Origin of the sequence: Geobacillus sp. ZGt-1, assembly GCF_001026865.1 — a bacterium.
Taxonomy (GTDB): domain Bacteria; phylum Bacillota; class Bacilli; order Bacillales; family Anoxybacillaceae; genus Geobacillus; species Geobacillus thermoleovorans.
This window is the reverse complement of record NZ_LDPD01000013.1, coordinates 107,527-124,748: the sequence shown is the minus strand read 5'-3', so window position 1 is coordinate 124,748 and position 17,222 is coordinate 107,527. Positions and strand designations below refer to the sequence as shown.

Sequence of the window (17,222 nt, the reverse complement as noted above, 5' to 3'; positions counted from 1 at the left end):
ACACCCTAAGCGCTGCATCATTTCCTCTAAAAATCTTGTAGGCTCAACCCGCAGGCTGCGCCATGGGGGAGGAAGCTCGTTGCAGGAGAAGTCAAATGTTAAGTTTTCAATGAGCATGTATATAAATTTATACACTGCAACATTCTGCACTTTTTCTTGACAACCCCCCTGATCCCTTTGCGCTTTTTACACCATCGTTTTGGTTTTTTCCTCCACCAAAAGCAAGCGGCAAGGCCGCCAGGAAGGCAGCCTTGCCGCTTTTCGTGTGCGCCCGGCATTCACCCTCTCCTACTCGATTATGCGGAATAATGTTCGTTCACAATGTGCGCGCAGCGCGGGCAAAGCGTTGGATGCGATGGATCGGCGCCGACTTCTTTCGTCACCGTCCAGCACCGCTCGCACGTCTCGCCTTCCGCCGGGCGGACGAGGACGGCCACGTGGTCGAGCCGCTCGGCTTCGGCCGGCGCGGCGTCATACGGCTCATCGGCGATCGAAAAGGCGGAAACGATGAGAAGCTGGCGCAAGTCGGCATCAAGCGACGCCAATAGCTTCCGCGCCTCGTCTTTCGGGTAGACGATGACGCTGGCCGTCAGCGATTTGCCGATCACTTTTTCATTGCGCGCATTCTCGAGCGCTTTTAACATGTCATCGCGCACGTCCATAAACGCATCCCATTTCGCCAAGAGCGCTTCCTCGCCATCGATGGCGATCGGCTCCGGCATGTCGGTGAGCTGGACGCTTTCGACCGGCTCTTTCCGGTTCGGGATATGCTCCCACACTTCATCGGCTGTGTGCGGCAAAATCGGCGCGATGAGCTTCGCCAATGCGACGACCGTTTCATACAATACGGTCTGCACGGCGCGGCGGGCGCGAGAATTGGCCGCTTCGATGTACAAAATGTCTTTCGCCATATCCAAGTAAAATGCGCTCAGCTCGACGGTGCAGAAATGGTTCATCTCATGGTAAACCGCGGCGAAATCGTAGCGGTCGTAGGCCTTTTTCACTTTGGCGATCAGCTTGTTCAACTTCGCCAGCATGTAGCGGTCGACTTCGCCCAGCTCCCCGACCGGCACGGCGTTTTCGCTCGGGTCAAAATCGAATAAGTTGCCGAGCATAAACCGGAACGTGTTGCGGATTTTTCGGTACACTTCCGACACTTGTTTTAAAATATGGTCGGAGATGCGCACGTCCGCTTGGTAGTCGACCGACGCGACCCAAAGGCGCAAAATGTCGGCGCCGAACTGTTCCATTACTTTCGCCGGCACGACGACGTTGCCGAGCGACTTGCTCATTTTCCGCCCTTCGCCGTCCAAGACAAAGCCGTGGCTCAACACGCCTTTATACGGCGCTTTGCCGGTGACGGCAACGGCGGTGGACAGCGATGAGTTGAACCAGCCGCGGTATTGGTCGGACCCTTCCAAGTACAGATCAGCCGGACGCACGAGATCGTCGCGTTCGACCAACACGGCTTGGTGCGACGAACCGGAGTCAAACCAGACGTCCATAATGTCCGTTTCTTTCGTAAAGATGCCGTTCGGGCTCGACGGATGGGTGAATCCTTCCGGCAGCAAGTCTTTCGCCTCGCGCTCAAACCAGACGTTCGACCCGTATTGGCGGAACAGGTTCGACACATGCTCAATCGTCTCATCGGTGATGATCGGTTCACCGTTTTCGCCGTAAAAGACCGGAATCGGCACCCCCCAGGCGCGTTGGCGGGAAATGCACCAGTCGCCGCGGTCGCGCACCATGTTGTGGATGCGGATTTCCCCCCACTCCGGAATCCATTTCGTTTCCTTAATCGCTTGAAGCAGCTCGTTGCGGATTTTATCGATCGATGCAAACCATTGCGTTGTCGCCCGGAAAATCGTCGGCTGCTTTGTCCGCCAGTCGTGCGGATACGAGTGGGTGATAAACCCAAGCTTCAACAAAGCGCCGACTTCCTCAAGCTTCTGTGTAATCGCCTTGTTGGCGTCTTCGTAAAACATCCCGGCAAATCCCGGCGCTTCCTCGGTCATGTAGCCGCGTTCATCAACCGGACAAAGGACCGGAAGCCCATATTTTTGCCCAACGAGAAAGTCGTCTTCCCCGTGGCCCGGCGCCGTATGGACGCAGCCCGTACCGGCGTCGGTCGTGACGTGTTCGCCGCACACAACAAGCGAGTCGCGCTCATAAAACGGATGTCTCGCCACGACGTATTCAAGCTCTTTTCCTTTGACCGTTTTGACGACCGACCATGCGTCCCAACCGATTTCTTTCGCCACCGATTCCGCCAAGGCGGCAGCGACGACATACCGTTTTCCGCTGACATCGACAACATGGTAATCCAAATCCGGATGAACCGCGATCGCCAAGTTCGCCGGAATCGTCCACGGCGTCGTCGTCCAAATGACGATTCGCTCATCGCCCTCAAGCACGCCTTTGCCGTTTTTCACCGGGAAGGCGACATAAATCGACGGCGAGCGCTTGTCTTTATATTCGATTTCCGCTTCGGCGAGCGCCGATTCGCTTGACGGCGACCAATAGACCGGCTTCAACCCTTTGTAGATGAGCCCTTTTTTCGCCATTTCGCCAAACACTTTAATTTGCTGGGCTTCGTACTCCGGTTTGAGCGTAATGTATGGGTTGTCCCAGTCGCCGCGCACACCGAGCCGCTTGAATTGCCGGCGCTGGTTGTCGATTTGTTCATACGCATATTGCTCGCACAACTTGCGGAACTCGGCGACGCTCATCGATTTGCGGTCAACTCCTTGCTTGGCAAGGGCCGTTTCGATCGGCAAGCCGTGCGTATCCCAGCCCGGCACGTATGGGGCGCAATAGCCGCTCATGGATTTGTAGCGGACGATGATATCTTTTAAAATTTTGTTCAGCGCATGACCCATATGAATGTCGCCGTTGGCATACGGCGGGCCGTCATGCAGAACAAACAGCGGCCGTCCTTTCGTCCGCTCCTGCACTTTCCGGTAAATGTCCATTTCCTCCCATTTTTTTTGCATTTCCGGCTCCCGCTTCGGCAAGTTGCCGCGCATCGGGAAGTCGGTCTTCGGCATGAGCAGCGTTTCTTTGTAATCCATCCTTGCTCCTCCTTCGAACGATAGATTCCAAATAAAAAACCGTTCTCCCCCCGGCAAGGGACGAGAACGGTCTCGCGGTACCACCCTTCTTGGCCATGCAAACGACGCACAGCCCTCTTTTCATTCGTAACGGGAATGACGCGCCATGGCCTACTTGATGTTCGGCATGGAACTCCAGGGTGATGTTCACTCTTGCGCCGATGCCAGGCTTCCACCATCCCCGGCTCGCTGCGACCGGTCGTACAAGAGCTACTGTCCCTTTCATCGTCGATGGCTATTTCGCTATTCATCCTGAAAAAAGCCAACCGCCTCCCACGGCGGCTGATGCGGCGATTTTTGCCAATTATTATAACCGAAACGTCTTCGGTTCGTCAAGGCTGTGACAGCGGTTCTCTCGCCCCTTCTTCCAAATCCGGCGCCTCATACTCCATCAACTCGTCCCAATCGCGGCTGTTGATCATATCGAGCTGGGCCTCGACAAGCATGCGGAAACGGGCGCGGAACACTTTCGACTGCCGCTTCAGCTCCTCGATCTCGAGGGCGATTTTCCGCGATTTCGCTAATGCATCGCTGATGATGCGCTCGGCGTTTTTTTCCGCCTCTTTAATGATCAGCTTCGCCTCTTTTTGCGCATTCCGCTTCACTTCTTCCGCTGCTTCCTGTGCAACAAGAATCGACTTATTGAGCGTCTCTTCAATGTTCGCAAAGTAGTTCAGCTTTTCCGTCAGTTCGGCCACTTTTTCTTCCAGCTGCTTTTTTTCACGGATGAGCATTTCATAGTCTTTAATGACTTGATCGAGAAACTCGTTCACTTCGTCTTCATCGTACCCACGAAACCCGCGGCTGAATTCCTTGTTGTGAATATCCAATGGCGTCAACGGCACAACGGCCACCTCCGTCTCCATCATTCCTTTTCTTCACTTTCATTCGACATGGTTTGCCGATTTCCTGCCGTCATTTGCTTATTTTTGTCGGCCAATCTGAACGAGCCAGCGCTCTTTTTTCGTCGGCCCTTCCACCGAAAACAGCTTGCAGCGGCCAAAACCGCGCGCCGACAGGACATCGCCCGGTCCGCAGAGGAAATCCGGCTTGTCCACCACCTTCCAGTTGACTTTGACAAGCCCGCTTTCAACAAGCGCACGCGCTTTCTCGCGCGCAAGGCGAAACACCTGAGCGAGCACAGCATCGAGCCTTAGAGAAGACACCGTGACCGTTCCTTCCTCCCACGTTTCGGCAAGCGGCATGGCTGCCGACAACGGAAGCGGCTCAAGCGCAACCGGAGCTTTGCCGATCGTTTCGACATGCAAGCGGACGTAGTCGGCGACTTCAGCAGCAACAAAAAACTGAATTTCCCCATCCCGAATGAGAATATCGCCAAACTTGCCGCGCCGCAAGCCAAGCGACATCAGCGCCCCCAACACGTCGCGATGTTCAAGGGAAACGAATTTCGCCGGATAGCGGACGGCAAACAGTACAATGCCATAATCCTCTTCCTCAGGGTCGATATACGGCGGAGCGAGAAACACCCGCTTCCGCTCGACAAACGGGGCGCCGCCGAAAAAGAACGCGCGCACATCTTCCGCACCGCCGGCGATGCTTTGCACGATTTGCTGCTCGCGCGGATCGAGAAAATCGGTCAGCTTCGGAGCGTACTGACGGCTCACCATCTCCTTCCACTCGAGCACTTGATCAATGAACGGATGTTCCTCTTTGCGAAAATGCTGATACAGCTCCACTCGACGTCACCTTGCTTTCATGGAAGAAAGGAACCCACAACGGATTCCTCTCTGCGAGTTTCGCCCTTCCGCCTTTTTGCCTGCCGGGCGGAGAGCGGCGGCGCCGTGCGCGCAAAACGAAGTTAAAACTGCGACTGAAGAATGTCGAACAGGGCGTGAAGCCCTCTCGTCGCGAATTCAAGAACGATAAACGCGACGATTGGGGAGACGTCAATGATGCCAAGCGGCGGAATGACCCGCCGAAACGGCTCTAAATACGGCTCGCAAATAGCGGCCAACATCTGTCCGAACCGCGTTTCGCGCGCATTGGGAAACCATGACATTAAAATATAAATGATCAGCGCATACGAGTACACTTGAATCACTGTCGTCAAAAACGTGAGTACATAATCCAACAGCTACCACCTCTTCATCGGTCTGTCATCCTCGCCGTCGAGCGAAATCGAGCCGCTGACGTCGACGTTTTCCGGGGTGCATAAAAAAATTTTTGTGCCGACTTGCTGAATGTCGCCGCCAATGGCGTACACCGTGCCGCTTAAAAAGTCGACGATCCGCTTCGCCTGCTCATGCTGGATGCGCTGCAAGTTGACGATGACCGCGCGCCGGCTTTTCAAATGGTCGGCGATCTCCTGCGCCTCCGCATACACCCTCGGCTCAGCAAGCACGACTTTCGCCGATTTTTGCACGCTTTGCAGGCTGACGACGTTCGCCTTGCCTGCCGTCTTCGGCAGCGCCTCTTCTTCCGGCTGTGGCGCCTCATATTCTTCTTCATAGTCTTCGTAGTCTTCTTCTAAAAAATAATCACGGAATTTTTTCATCAATCCCATCCGGTTTCACCTCCTACAATGATCCAACAAGCGCGCTGCCTATGCGCACAAACGTCGCTCCTTCCTCGATGGCGATCGTGTAATCGTTTGACATGCCCATTGACAGTTCGGTGCATGGCGCATGGGCCATTCCCATCGCCTGAACGTGTTCCTTCAGCATCCGCAATCGGCGGAAGCAAGCGCGCAATACCGCTTCGTCGTCCGTGTGCGGCGCCATCGTCATCAATCCGACGACTTCGATGCGCGAAAAGGCGCGAAGTTGTTCAATAAACGGAATCGTTTCTTCGGGGGCGAGCCCGTGTTTGGTCACTTCCCCCGACACGTTCACTTGCACAAAACATTTTACTGGCCGCACCGCCCGTTTTTCAATTTCTTTCGCGAGCGACAAGCGGTCGAGTGAATGAATGTAATCGACTTTATCAATAATGTCTTTGACTTTGCGCGACTGAAGCGTCCCAATGAAATGCCACGTCGCTTGATTTCCGATCCGTGCATGCTTTTCAATCAATTGGTCGGAGCGGTTTTCGCCGAGGTCGGCAATGCCGGCGTCAAGCACCTCCATCGCCCGCTCGGCATCGACATATTTAGTGACCGCCACGATGCGCACGCCGGCCGGATCGCGGCCGACGCGAGCGCAGGCCGCCTCGATTTCTCGGCGAATGGCCGCCAAGTTGTCGCGCACCGTCATGCCGTCTCCTCCCTTCGGCCGATAAACGCCAACATCCTTCCAGTCGTTCCGCGGTCGCGGCGATGGGAAAAAAACAACGCTTCCTCACAGCTTGTACAGCGTTCTGACACATAAATATGGCTGTTCGGAACGCCAGCCGCGATCAACTGAAGCCGATTGGCTTCCTTTAAGTCGAGCGCATATTGCCCTGGGCTTGTTTCCCGCCATGGCAACGGGCTTTCCGGAGGAAGCGTCGGGCGCAGACTGTCCACGACACGGTCGTCAACCGTATAACAGCACGGACCGATGGCAGGTCCGATGGCAACATAGATGTCGCTCGGCGCGATGTGTTCGCGCGTTTGCCAAAGCCGCACCATGTGACCAGCGATGCCGCCGGCCGTTCCCCGCCACCCGGCATGAGCAAGGCCGACTAACCCAGCAGATGGCGCCACAAAATAAATGGGCACACAATCGGCAAAACAAAGCGCGAGCAACACCTCCGCTTCGTCTGTATACAACCCGTCGACCCCTGGAACCGCCGTGGCGAAATCTTGCGCTCCGTTCCCCCGTTCGTTTTTCGTCACCTTCCGAATGTCGGCGCCATGCACTTGTTCACAACATACCCATCGCTCAAGCGGGAATGAGAGCCATTGCGCCAAACGCCCGCGGTTGGCGACAACAACCGTGCGATCGTCGCCGACGTGCAGCCCCATATTCAGCGAAGCGAACGGCCCTTTGCTCTCCCCGCCATGTTTCGTCGTCAATCCAGCGACGGCTCCAGCAAACGGAGGCGCACCGCAGCGGAGCCAGCCGCGGGCTTCTTGTTGAAAAATGTCCGGCATTCGCGTCAACCTCACGCTGTTTTTTGTAGTTTTTTATCACTTTTTTTCCTATTTTATCATAGTTTGTTTGTCCATGATAACCTTTATTTATGATTTTGTCGAAACATTGCCGCAGAAATTGTCCAACCCTTATTGCCGCCCGAAAACCGCGCTGGCGGCATAGCCGATCTGCCCACGAAAAGCGGAAAGGTCTGCAACATCGTCCTGCCGCGTTGCAAGCGACGGGGCCAATCGTTGCACCAGCCGTTTAATCGGAATCATGAAGGCGGACTAAAATAACATCGGCTCCGATTTTGACGATGTTCTGCCATGGAATGACGACCGCCTCTTCGCGGCCGAACAGCCCGAGCATCTTTCCGGCGCCTAAAATAATGAGCGAGCGGATTTTTCCAGTATCTAAATCAATATCAATGTCCCCAATATTGCCAAGCTTCTTCCCATTGGCTACATTGACGACATCTTTCGTCTGAAATTCGGAAATTCTCATCACGGTTTTTCTCCCCGCCTTTCCTCTCTCCCTCTTTTTCATCTATATGAAGCCAAATGTGCAGTTATGTGCCAAAGAAAAAGGCTGCACCTGCAGCCTGTCATACTTGGATGTTTTTATTCATTTGCCGGATCGCCGCTTTTTCGAGCCTCGACACTTGCGCTTGGGAAATGCCGATTTCCTCGGCCACTTCCATTTGCGTCTTTCCTTGGAAAAAGCGTTTACGGATGATCATTTTTTCCCGCTCATTCAACCGCCGAAGCCCTTCCTTCAAGGCGATTTCTTCGATCCATTGGCTGTCACGGTTGCGCTCATCGCTCAGCTGGTCCATCACATAAATCGGGTCGCCGCCGTCGTTGTAAATCGGCTCAAACAACGAAACAGGATCTTGAATGGCATCGAGGGCAAAAACCACTTCCTCATGGGCGACGCCGAGTTCTTTGGCAATTTCCTCGGTTGACGGTTCTTTCGCCGTCTCGCTCATGAGCCGCTCTCGCACTTGCAACGCTTTGTAGGCGATGTCGCGCAGCGAGCGCGAAACGCGGATCGGGTTGTTGTCGCGCAAATAGCGGCGGATTTCGCCGATGATCATCGGCACGGCGTAAGTGGAAAACTTCACGTTTTGATTGAGGTCAAAATTATCAATCGATTTCATAAGTCCGATGCAGCCGACTTGAAACAAATCATCGACAAATTCGCCTCGGTTGTTGAAGCGCTGAATGACGCTCAACACGAGGCGCAAGTTGCCGTTTACTAATTTTTCTCTTGCCTCCAAATCCCCCTCATGCATCCGTCGAAACAGTTCACGCATTTCCTCATTTTTGAGGACGGGAAGCTTCGAAGTGTCTACGCCGCAAATCTCGACTTTGTTCCTCGTCAAGTTGTTCCCTCCCATCAGGAGATGCTAAGTCGTCAATTTTCAGTATCTCCTTGGAAGGGAAAAATATGCACAGCCTGTCCGACGCGGAAAAAGGCGGCGGAATTTCGCTCCCGCCGCCCGCTACATCATTTTATTGAATTCTTTGCGCAACCGTTTAATGATCCGCTTCTCGAGCCGCGATATGTACGATTGCGAAATACCGAGCAAATCAGCGACGTCTTTTTGCGTCTTTTCTTCGCCGCCGGAGAGGCCAAAACGCAATTCCATAATTTGCTTCTCGCGGTCGCTCAGCTGGCGCAAGGCGTTTAAGAGCAAGCGCCGGTCGACATCCGCTTCCAAATCTTTCGTAATCACGTCGTCATCCGTTCCCAACACGTCGGAAAGCAACAGCTCGTTGCCATCCCAGTCGATATTGAGCGGTTCATCAAACGACACTTCCGCCCGCACTTTGTTGTTGCGGCGCAAATACATTAAAATTTCGTTTTCAATGCAGCGCGACGCGTATGTCGCCAGCTTGATCTTCTTCTCTGGGTTGAACGTGTTGACCGCCTTAATGAGGCCGATCGTTCCAATGCTGATCAAATCTTCAATGTGAATGCCGGTGTTTTCAAACTTGCGCGCAATGTAGACGACAAGACGCAAATTGCGTTCGATCAAAAGCGATCTTGCCGTGTCATCACCGGCGGCGAGCCTGGCAATCAGCTGCTCCTCTTCTTCCTTTGTCAGCGGCGGCGGGAGGGCTTCGCTGCCTCCGATATAATAAATTTCATCCGCCTTCAGGCCAAGCTTGGCCAAAAGCTTATACAGCCAGTTCATGAAGCGAAGTTTCCATTTTCTCATGAAAATCCCCCTTCTAAACGGATCAAAAGTGAGTATGATATACTAACAAAACCTACGAAGCGGTCAGCTTTCTTCCCGCCTGCACCATTTTCGGATGGACGATGCAGTCGTACTCCCCATCCGTCGACAGCGGATCAGCGCTTAGCGCCACAAGCCCTTGCGCTACTTCCAACCATTCGTTTTCGTACCGCAGCATAATGCGGTCTGGCTTAACCGCCGCCATCATTTGTGGACCGCTGCCGACCGCACGGTACGGAATGAGACGGAGGCGATGGACCCACCGCTCCGGCGGGGAAGCCAGCATCATGGGAGAGCTGAGACAACCCAGTAGCTCCTCAGGAAGCACGGCCTTTGCTTTTTCCTGTTCGACTACCATCACCGGCGTTTTTGTCAACGGATCGACGAGCTGGTTGCCGCTGTCAATCAAGCCGCGCAGCATAAGCGGCCGCCCGTCCCATACGATCTTGACCTCAATGATATATTCAAACCGCAGTTTTTTTTCGCGAATCGCCTCCACCCTTCGGCGAGAAAAAAGCCATAAAACCGGAAACCCGATGACAACAAACAGCCAACTGACCGGATCGCCCGCTCCGGGATGATGCATGAGAAGCATTCCTTGGCGGACGGACAGTTGGTGCGCGAAAACATAATGAACCGCCAGCATGCCGCCGCCGACGGCGAACGTGGCAAAGTAAAACGCCAGCATATTCTCAAGCAAATAGCGCGGGCGCTTAAACCCGAAGGCGGCCCACACGATCAACACGGAAACAGCTACTTTTACCAACGGGTGCTGGGCGATGGCGGAAAACGGGGTAAACAGCAATATGACAAGCAGCGAACCGATCAACGCCCCAGCCAACAGACGCCACCAGACGATCGGCCGCTTGAGCATGAGCGCCGTCAGCCAAAGAAGCAACGCGTCAAAACAGACGTTCAACAGCCAAATCACATCGAGATAGACGACCAACCGTCAAGCCCCTCCCCCGCCCATATCGGCTTTGTCTGAAACAAGTATATAGCACCTTGCGAGGGAAAGTCTGTCAATCGGTGGCGGTGAAAAAGGAGATGTTTTGTCAAAACAGGGGGAACCACGGCGGATCAAATCGGCCGGCACGAAAGCCTAGCCCGCCTTCTCTTTTTCGCCCTTTCGTTGCGAGAGAGCGGGCGGCCAACGCGAGAAGTTTTTGGTCCTAATCGGAAAAGCGAGGCTGTCTCAAAAGATCGTCTTTCTTTAAGAGAGATACAATATATTGTTTCACCAAAGTGCTTCGTGCACGTTCGTGCATGCATCTTGTGATGAAGAAAGGGTGTCCCGTTGCTTTTGGGACACCCTCGTTTCGCCATCTAGCGGCGGCGGTTGCGGTTGCGCAAGAAAGCGGGAATGTCAAGCGGATCTTCTGCTTGCCCCGAGCGGAGCGCCGCATAGTCTTGTATCGGCTCTTCGCGCTTCTCCCGCTTTGGCGCCGGCGCCGCTTTCGGCACAGTGCCGATGCCAATGCGCGGCGGCCGCGGCTGCGAAGCGACGTTTTCGTTGAATCCGGTCGCAATGACCGTCACGATGATCTCGTCCTTTAAGTTCTCATTAATAACGGAGCCGAAGATCATGTTCACTTCTTGGTCGGCCGCCGAAGCGACGATGTCGGCAGCCTCCTGCACTTCGTACAAACTTAAGTTCATGCCGCCGGTGATGTTCATGAGCACCCCTTGCGCGCCGTCGATCGACGTCTCCAACAGCGGGCTGGAAATGGCTTTTTTTGCTGCCTCAGCAGCTCGGTTTTCGCCGCTGGCGATGCCAATCCCCATCAATGCCGAACCTTTATTCGACATGATCGTCTTCACATCAGCGAAGTCAAGGTTGATCAACCCCGGCACGGCGATCAAATCGGAAATGCCTTGCACCCCTTGGCGCAATACGTTATCCGCTTCACGGAACGCCTCAAGCATCGGCGTATTTTTGTCGACAATCTCAAGCAATCGATCGTTCGGAATGACGATGAGCGTATCGACCGCCTCTTTCATGGCGGCGATGCCGCTTGCGGCCTGCGTCGCCCGCTTGCGCCCCTCAAACGTAAACGGGCGCGTAACAACGCCGACCGTAAGCGCCCCTAACTCGCGCGCAATTTGGGCGATGACCGGGGCAGCGCCAGTTCCCGTGCCGCCGCCCATGCCAGCGGTGACAAACACCATATCGGCGCCGCGAAGCGCTTCTTCAATTTGCTCTTTGCTCTCCTCAGCTGCTTTTTTTCCAACTTCTGGGTTCGCCCCCGCGCCCAAGCCGCGTGTCAGCTTCGCCCCGATTTGCAGCTTGATCGGCGCCTTCGACAAGTTGAGCGCCTGTGCATCCGTATTGACCGCAATAAACTCTACACCTTGCACCCCATGCTCAATCATCCGATTGACGGCGTTGTTGCCGCCGCCCCCGACTCCAATCACCTTGATCGTTGCCAACTGATCGACTGTTGTCTCAAACTCCAACATGGCCAAATCCTCCTAAAATTTCAATCTCTATTCAAAGAAAGAACCAAAAAATCTCTTGACCTTCTTCCCAAAATGGTCTTCTTTCTTTTTCGGTTTCGACTGCTGTTTTGGCGAGGAGCGCTCGACCGGCTCCACCGCAGCGGCAACCGGGACCGTTTTCCCTTGCAGCTGCGCCTGCCGGTAGGCGAACTTGAGCAAACCAACGCCGATCGTATACTGCGGGTCGCGCACACCGATATAATCCGGCATGGCAATGCGGACGCTCGTCCCTAAAACGACGTGGGCCAGCTCAAGCAACCCTGGCATATTGGCGACGCCGCCGGTCAGCACATAGCCGCCGGGGAGATCGCGAAACCCGAGACGACGCACTTCCTGCTGAACCATTTGCAAAATTTCTTCCAGTCTCGCCTCAATAATATCGGCGATCTCCAGCTGGCTGAACTGCTGGTGTTGATCGGTGCCCATGATCGGCACGCTGAACACTTCTTCCTCCGAAGCGTAGTCGTAAAATGCATGTCCGTGCTTCAGTTTGATTTTTTCGGCATCGTCCGTTGTCGTCCGCAATCCGATGGCCAAGTCTTTCGTAATGTGCTCCCCGCCGACCGGCAGCGAAGAGACAGCTTGCAACGTCCCTTGCTCAAAGACAGCGACCGTTGTCGAGCCGCCTCCCAGGTCAACGAGCGCCGCCCCCAAATGCCGTTCGTCATCGGACAGCACGAGCGAACCGGCCGCCAGCGGCTGAAGACAAATATCGCTGATTTCCAAGCCTGCCCGCTCCACACAGCGAAGAAGATTATGTAATACCGTCTTCGCACCAGTCACCATAGTGCCTTCCATTTCCAAGCGGACGCCGAGCATGCCGCGCGGATCATGAATGCCGTCCAACCCGTCGACGATAAACTGGCGCGGAACGACGCCGATGATTTCCCGATCGGGAGGAATAGAGACAACTTGCGCGGCATCGATGACGCGGGCGACATCTTCATCGCTGATTTCCCGGTTTTCGCTCGCGACGGCGACAATGCCGTGGCAGTCATGGAGCTGAATATGGCTGCCGGCCACCCCGACGATCACACGGCGGATCGATAAACCGACCATCCGCTCCGCTTGCTCGACGGCCCGTCTGATCGACTGCACCGTTTTATCTATATCAACAATCGCCCCTTTTTTGAGCCCTTCCGCTTTGACATTGCCCACCCCGATAATATTGATGGAGCTGCCTAGCATTTCCCCGATGATGACTTTCACGCTCGATGTTCCGACATCCAGGCTAACGACGATCTCATTGCTGCTCATTTTTTGGCATCTGCCTACTAAAAACGCGCCGGTGCCGGCCGGCGTTTCAGTAAGCAGCGACACCTCCTTTTTCGGCTGAAATTTCCCATCTCTTTGTCTATTGGTCTATGTCTAGTTTGCGAGTTTCGCAACAACACTATATTTTGTTTTACCCTATATAATTCAACACGCGAAAACACTTTCCCTGTCTTTTGCCTAACTTTTTTCGCGATTGTACCGCCGCTTGGCCCACTCAGCAAGCCAAAGGCGGCGGATGATGGCAATGTTTTGAAACAAGCGGACGCCGAAGGCGAACACAGCCGCTAAATACAAGTCTACACCAAGATGCACCCCAAGAAAAGTTAAAGTTGCGGCCAGAACAATGTTGAAAAAAAACCCGGTTATAAATACGGTTTCGTCGTACGTCCGCTGCAGGTGGGCGCGCCATCCTCCGATTAATGTATCAAAGGCGGCCAAAATGGCAATCGACAAATAATTGGAATATTCATCGGGAACTTCCCAGCCGGCGAAAACGCCGATGGCAAACCCAAGAAGCAATCCGAGAAGCGGAAGCCACATGCTATTTCTCCTCCTTGCCGCCGTTCGCTGTCTCCATGTATTTCACATCAGGGCGGCTAGCCGCGGGCGGAATGACAACGAGCGGCTGGGGCTTGGATATTGACAGCTCCAAGTTTTCCACGGCGAAATCATCGCGGATCGGCGAAACGGCGAGCCCGCTGTACAGCTTGTCCGCATCATCGGCGATTGCTCTCACTTCGACTGGCAGCCTCACTGAGCGGCTCCCGACTTTCGTTGCGCCATTGACATCGCGAATGGCCGTCCGGTTCGTCAGTCGCTCACCGTCGATGGCGATTTCTTTCGCCCCGTATTTGTTCAACTCATTCACTAACCGTTGCAATAGCTCGGGCGATACGGCGGCAACGGCCGGACCAACGTAGCCGGCCGCCGAAAGCGGCGCGATCGTCAACACGAGACCGCTTCCTCTCACTTCTGTCAGCCCGGCTTCTTCCCTCAGCTTCGCGACTGTCGCTTCAAGCTCTGTCGCGCCGCCCGCCTCGTGTTCCCGCCGGTAGCGGCGCAATGTTTCCTCGTAACTCTCTAGCTCCTCAAGCAGCCGTTGTTCAAGCTTCTGCTCTTTTGTCAAATCGGCGCGCAACTCCCAAATGTCGCGCGTGTCGCGTCCTTCCGGATGCAGCGTCGTCCGAAGCCCGACGGCCAGCATCACACCGAATATGGCAGCTACGCCGGCAAAATAGAATCGATTTTTCCGTTCCAATGCGCTTCACCGCCCCTTTCCGCCCGTTTTACGGCTCGGGCGCAAACACCGGATCCAACACGATCGCTCCTTGCTTTTCCACTTTTACGTCGATATGGTCTTCGACAAGTTCGTCGACGATGCCGCCGGGAAGCTCTAGAGCGGACATGAGCACGTCCGGATTGCCAATGGCCGAAATGACAAACGGAGCGGCATGCTGCGTTCCATCGACCTCAATGACTGGGCCGTTGCAGACGATGTATGAACGGTGGGAAATGCGCTGCCCATTAATAGCGACCGCTTCGGCGCCGGAAATGAGCAACTCGTGAACAACTTTCCATACGTGCTGTTCATGAACGATATAATTGGTAGCGCTCGCTTCAGAGGGGATATAAGAGGAATCGGAAAGGGTGACTGCTACACCTTTCCCTTTCACCCTCGCTTTTCCGACATGCATGCGCAGCTGTTCCGCTTCTTTTGCCAATCCGGCCTCGTTCTCCTGCTCCTCGGCCAGCTTCTTCTCCCACGCAGCCAGCTCCTCCTGCTTTTTGACAAGCTGCTGCTTGAGCGACCGGTTTTCTTTTTGCAAAGCAAGAAGCGCCGAGCGATATTCGTACTCTTTTTTCCACTCGCTGTCGCTCCATTCGCGGCGGGATGCTTCGTTTTTCGCATGTTGGTACGAGAACCCGAGCATGGCGCCGAAGATCAAGCAGATCAACGTCAGCAGGAGGCGGCTACGGGCTTGTCGTTTCATCGCCATCCTCCTTTTTCGGGGGGGAGTAAGGAACAAAATAGCTGCCGACTTCCAAATGAATGACTCCTTTGACGTTTCGGTCAAGCGCGGCGGCAATCGCAGGATAATGCGACAGCTTGTCCGCAAATTGCCGGATTGTCGCGCTTACTTCATAACCGTCATTCATGTAGACGATGACGCGGTCTTCATATTCCCTCGTCGGCTTGTAGTGAATTTCCGACATGGCGCCCAGCACGGCCGCGGGCAGTTCGGCGAGCTGCCCCGTCATTTCAGCAATGGCGTCGCCGTCTTTCCAGCCGACAAGCACCGGCGCATCGCTTGGCGCCGTCTTCGTCCCTTCTTGCTTTAACAGCCGCCCGTTTTCAAGCAATGGAAAAAACGTTTGCCGGTCATACACATAAGCGATTCGCCGCCATTCGCGGACGTGGATGGCGATCGTGTTCGGCAGCTGTTTTTCCACTGTGGCCTCCTTAATTTCTGGATGGCGAGTGAGCTTTTTTTCCACGTTTTGTTCATTCACTTTCCAAAAGCTTGTCCGCTTCGTAATGCCGCTTAAGCTGATGATGCGCTCCGCTGTGAGATGACGGTTGCCGCTCACTTCCACATGCCCGACAGCGCCAAGCGGCGACTGGAAGTAAAGGACGCACAAAATAAATAGAAAAAAGAAAGATAAGTACGCAATGAGCCGGCGGTTCGCTTTCTGGCGGCGCCGCTCCTTCAGTTTCGGCACGCGGTCCTCCAAGACGACGACTTTTCCCTTTTCCATCGCATTCCCCGCTTTCTTCTTCAAAGCCCGCGCTGAAACGACCGGTATAAAAACAAACGGCATCCGCTGCCGTTTCTTTGTTTTTGCACTTATTTTCATTATATCACAAATGAATGCAAGAGAGAGCCTGTTTTTATCGCATTTGCCGGCACCGTTCGACGATGGGCTGCGTTCGAGAGACGCCAAAAAAACGGCGGACATCCGCCGCTTGCCTAATACCGGGCATGCCTGCTGATATTAAGCAGCACGCCGATGGCCATCAACATCAACGTCAGCGACGATCCGCCGTAGCTTAAAAACGGGAGCGTGATGCCGGTAACGGGCATCAGTCCCGTCACAACGCCGATATTGATCATCACTTGAATCGCGATCATCGAAATAATGCCAAGCGCCAAAAAACTTCCGTACAAGTCAGGGGCGCCAAGGGCAATGCGCACACCGCGCCAAAGAAGAAGAGCAAAGAGCAGGAGAACGAGTGAACCACCGATAAAGCCGAGCTCTTCAGCTAAAATGGCGAAAATAAAGTCGGTTTGCGGCTCCGGCAAATAAAAAAACTTTTGTCTGCTCTGCCCGAGCCCAAGGCCGAACAAGCCGCCCGGCCCAATGGCGTACAGCGACTGGATGATTTGAAATCCGCTTCCAAGTGGATCTTCCCATGGGTTTAAAAACGATGTAATCCGCTTGATTCGATATGGAGCCGACAGGATGAGGGCGGCAAGCCCAGCGAGCCCCAAAACGCCAAGCCCGGCAAAATGGCTGAGACGGGCGCCGGCGACGAAAATCATCGTCACGCACGTACCAACCATAACGGTGCCCGTTCCTAAGTCCGGCTGCAGCATAATCATGCCGAACGCGGCAAACACAAGCAAAAGCGCCGGCAACAGTCCTTGTTTAAATGACGTAATTTTTTTTTGGTTTTCCGATAAATATTTGGCCAAAAAAGCGATCATAGCCAGCTTCATAAACTCGGACGGCTGGATCGAAAACGCCCCGACGCCGATCCAGCTGCGCGACCCGTTGCGAACCATGCCGATGCCGGGAATGAGCACAAGAACGAGCAGCACAAAACAGACGCCAAGCAGCACTTTCGACCAGTCGCGCCACACCCAATAATCGATGTTCATGACAAAAAACATAGCGATAATGCCGACGCCCGCAAACAATAGCTGGCGCTTGGCGAAGAAAAACGAATCGTTGAATTTGTATTCCGCCCAAATGGCGCTCGCGCTGTACACCATAATAAGTCCGATGGCCAAGAGCGAAAACGTCAAAAGAATGAGCAAAAAATCCGGCGCAGACTTTTTCCGCGGCAATGCCCAACAC

Annotated in this window: 18 protein-coding genes and 1 other annotated feature; all 18 genes read right to left on the bottom strand. The window is 54.4% G+C overall.

Going from position 1 to position 17,222, the window contains the following annotated elements; translation table 11 throughout:
- Positions 1-296: 296 nt before the first annotated feature.
- A complete protein-coding gene (ileS, locus tag VU18_RS04865) occupies positions 297-3,071 on the bottom strand; it encodes an isoleucine--tRNA ligase (protein WP_047757730.1) in 2,775 nt (924 codons plus the stop codon).
- A 53-nt stretch (positions 3,072-3,124) separates the two neighbouring features.
- Positions 3,125-3,345, bottom strand: a binding site (T-box leader).
- A 97-nt stretch (positions 3,346-3,442) separates the two neighbouring features.
- Positions 3,443-3,955, bottom strand: a complete 513-nt coding sequence (locus VU18_RS04860) for a DivIVA domain-containing protein (RefSeq protein WP_011230635.1) — start codon at positions 3,953-3,955, stop codon at positions 3,443-3,445.
- Positions 3,956-4,033: 78 nt separating this feature from the next.
- Positions 4,034-4,807 carry an RNA-binding protein gene (locus tag VU18_RS04855; protein ID WP_033025037.1) on the bottom strand — a complete coding sequence of 258 codons (774 nt, stop codon included), beginning with the start codon at positions 4,805-4,807 and terminating at the stop codon, positions 4,034-4,036.
- Between the two features lie 122 nt (positions 4,808-4,929).
- Positions 4,930-5,202, bottom strand: coding sequence for a YggT family protein (locus VU18_RS04850; protein ID WP_011230633.1), 273 nt, complete (start codon positions 5,200-5,202; stop codon positions 4,930-4,932).
- 3 nt (positions 5,203-5,205) lie between these two features.
- The gene (locus tag VU18_RS04845) at positions 5,206-5,634 is read right to left on the bottom strand and encodes a cell division protein SepF (protein WP_011230632.1); all 429 of its coding nucleotides are present in this window, start codon (positions 5,632-5,634) and stop codon (positions 5,206-5,208) included.
- A gap of 13 nt (positions 5,635-5,647) precedes the next feature.
- Positions 5,648-6,322 carry a YggS family pyridoxal phosphate-dependent enzyme gene (locus VU18_RS04840; RefSeq protein WP_033025036.1) on the bottom strand — a complete coding sequence of 225 codons (675 nt, stop codon included), beginning with the start codon at positions 6,320-6,322 and terminating at the stop codon, positions 5,648-5,650.
- The gene (gene pgeF, locus VU18_RS04835; protein WP_011230630.1) at positions 6,319-7,143 is read right to left on the bottom strand and encodes a peptidoglycan editing factor PgeF; all 825 of its coding nucleotides are present in this window, start codon (positions 7,141-7,143) and stop codon (positions 6,319-6,321) included. Before pgeF ends, VU18_RS04840 begins: the two co-directional genes overlap by 4 nt.
- Before the next feature lie 247 nt (positions 7,144-7,390).
- On the bottom strand, positions 7,391-7,633 hold the full coding sequence (locus VU18_RS04830; protein ID WP_025039063.1) for a YlmC/YmxH family sporulation protein: 243 nt from the start codon (positions 7,631-7,633) through the stop codon (positions 7,391-7,393).
- Between the two features lie 97 nt (positions 7,634-7,730).
- Positions 7,731-8,510 carry an RNA polymerase sporulation sigma factor SigG gene (sigG, locus tag VU18_RS04825; RefSeq protein ID WP_011230628.1) on the bottom strand — a complete coding sequence of 260 codons (780 nt, stop codon included), beginning with the start codon at positions 8,508-8,510 and terminating at the stop codon, positions 7,731-7,733.
- A gap of 120 nt (positions 8,511-8,630) precedes the next feature.
- Positions 8,631-9,350: an RNA polymerase sporulation sigma factor SigE gene (gene sigE, locus VU18_RS04820; RefSeq protein ID WP_011230627.1), complete on the bottom strand. Its 720-nt coding sequence runs from the start codon at positions 9,348-9,350 to the stop codon at positions 8,631-8,633.
- Between the two features lie 52 nt (positions 9,351-9,402).
- A complete protein-coding gene (gene spoIIGA / locus VU18_RS04815; RefSeq protein WP_014195377.1) occupies positions 9,403-10,317 on the bottom strand; it encodes a sigma-E processing peptidase SpoIIGA in 915 nt (304 codons plus the stop codon).
- Between the two features lie 377 nt (positions 10,318-10,694).
- On the bottom strand, positions 10,695-11,828 hold the full coding sequence (gene ftsZ, locus VU18_RS04810) for a cell division protein FtsZ (RefSeq protein WP_011230625.1): 1,134 nt from the start codon (positions 11,826-11,828) through the stop codon (positions 10,695-10,697).
- 27 nt (positions 11,829-11,855) lie between these two features.
- Positions 11,856-13,124, bottom strand: coding sequence for a cell division protein FtsA (gene ftsA, locus VU18_RS04805; RefSeq protein WP_011230624.1), 1,269 nt, complete (start codon positions 13,122-13,124; stop codon positions 11,856-11,858).
- 195 nt (positions 13,125-13,319) lie between these two features.
- On the bottom strand, positions 13,320-13,682 hold the full coding sequence (locus VU18_RS04800) for a small basic family protein (RefSeq protein ID WP_011230623.1): 363 nt from the start codon (positions 13,680-13,682) through the stop codon (positions 13,320-13,322).
- Between the two features lies 1 nt (position 13,683).
- Positions 13,684-14,400, bottom strand: coding sequence for a DUF881 domain-containing protein (locus VU18_RS04795; RefSeq protein ID WP_011230622.1), 717 nt, complete (start codon positions 14,398-14,400; stop codon positions 13,684-13,686).
- Between the two features lie 28 nt (positions 14,401-14,428).
- Complete coding sequence (locus VU18_RS04790; protein ID WP_011230621.1) at positions 14,429-15,133, bottom strand: DUF881 domain-containing protein; 705 nt, start codon at positions 15,131-15,133, stop codon at positions 14,429-14,431.
- Positions 15,114-15,899: a cell division protein DivIB gene (gene divIB, locus VU18_RS04785; RefSeq protein ID WP_011230620.1), complete on the bottom strand. Its 786-nt coding sequence runs from the start codon at positions 15,897-15,899 to the stop codon at positions 15,114-15,116. The genes VU18_RS04790 and divIB overlap by 20 nt, the downstream gene beginning before the upstream one ends.
- A 212-nt stretch (positions 15,900-16,111) precedes the next feature.
- Entirely contained in the window at positions 16,112-17,212 is a 1,101-nt protein-coding gene (gene spoVE / locus VU18_RS04780) for a stage V sporulation protein E (RefSeq protein WP_011230619.1), read from the bottom strand.
- Positions 17,213-17,222: the final 10 nt, after the last annotated feature.

Coding starts and splice junctions, on each gene's coding strand:
- ileS (WP_047757730.1), bottom strand. CDS start 3,071: ATGGATTACAAAGAAACGCTGCTCATGCCGAAGACCGACTTCCCGATG.
- VU18_RS04845 (WP_011230632.1), bottom strand. CDS start 5,634: ATGGGATTGATGAAAAAATTCCGTGATTATTTTTTAGAAGAAGACTAC.
- VU18_RS04840 (WP_033025036.1), bottom strand. CDS start 6,322: ATGACGGTGCGCGACAACTTGGCGGCCATTCGCCGAGAAATCGAGGCG.
- pgeF (WP_011230630.1), bottom strand. CDS start 7,143: ATGCCGGACATTTTTCAACAAGAAGCCCGCGGCTGGCTCCGCTGCGGT.
- sigE (WP_011230627.1), bottom strand. CDS start 9,350: ATGAGAAAATGGAAACTTCGCTTCATGAACTGGCTGTATAAGCTTTTG.
- ftsZ (WP_011230625.1), bottom strand. CDS start 11,828: ATGTTGGAGTTTGAGACAACAGTCGATCAGTTGGCAACGATCAAGGTG.
- ftsA (WP_011230624.1), bottom strand. CDS start 13,124: ATGAGCAGCAATGAGATCGTCGTTAGCCTGGATGTCGGAACATCGAGC.
- VU18_RS04800 (WP_011230623.1), bottom strand. CDS start 13,682: ATGTGGCTTCCGCTTCTCGGATTGCTTCTTGGGTTTGCCATCGGCGTT.
- VU18_RS04790 (WP_011230621.1), bottom strand. CDS start 15,133: ATGAAACGACAAGCCCGTAGCCGCCTCCTGCTGACGTTGATCTGCTTG.
- divIB (WP_011230620.1), bottom strand. CDS start 15,899: ATGGAAAAGGGAAAAGTCGTCGTCTTGGAGGACCGCGTGCCGAAACTG.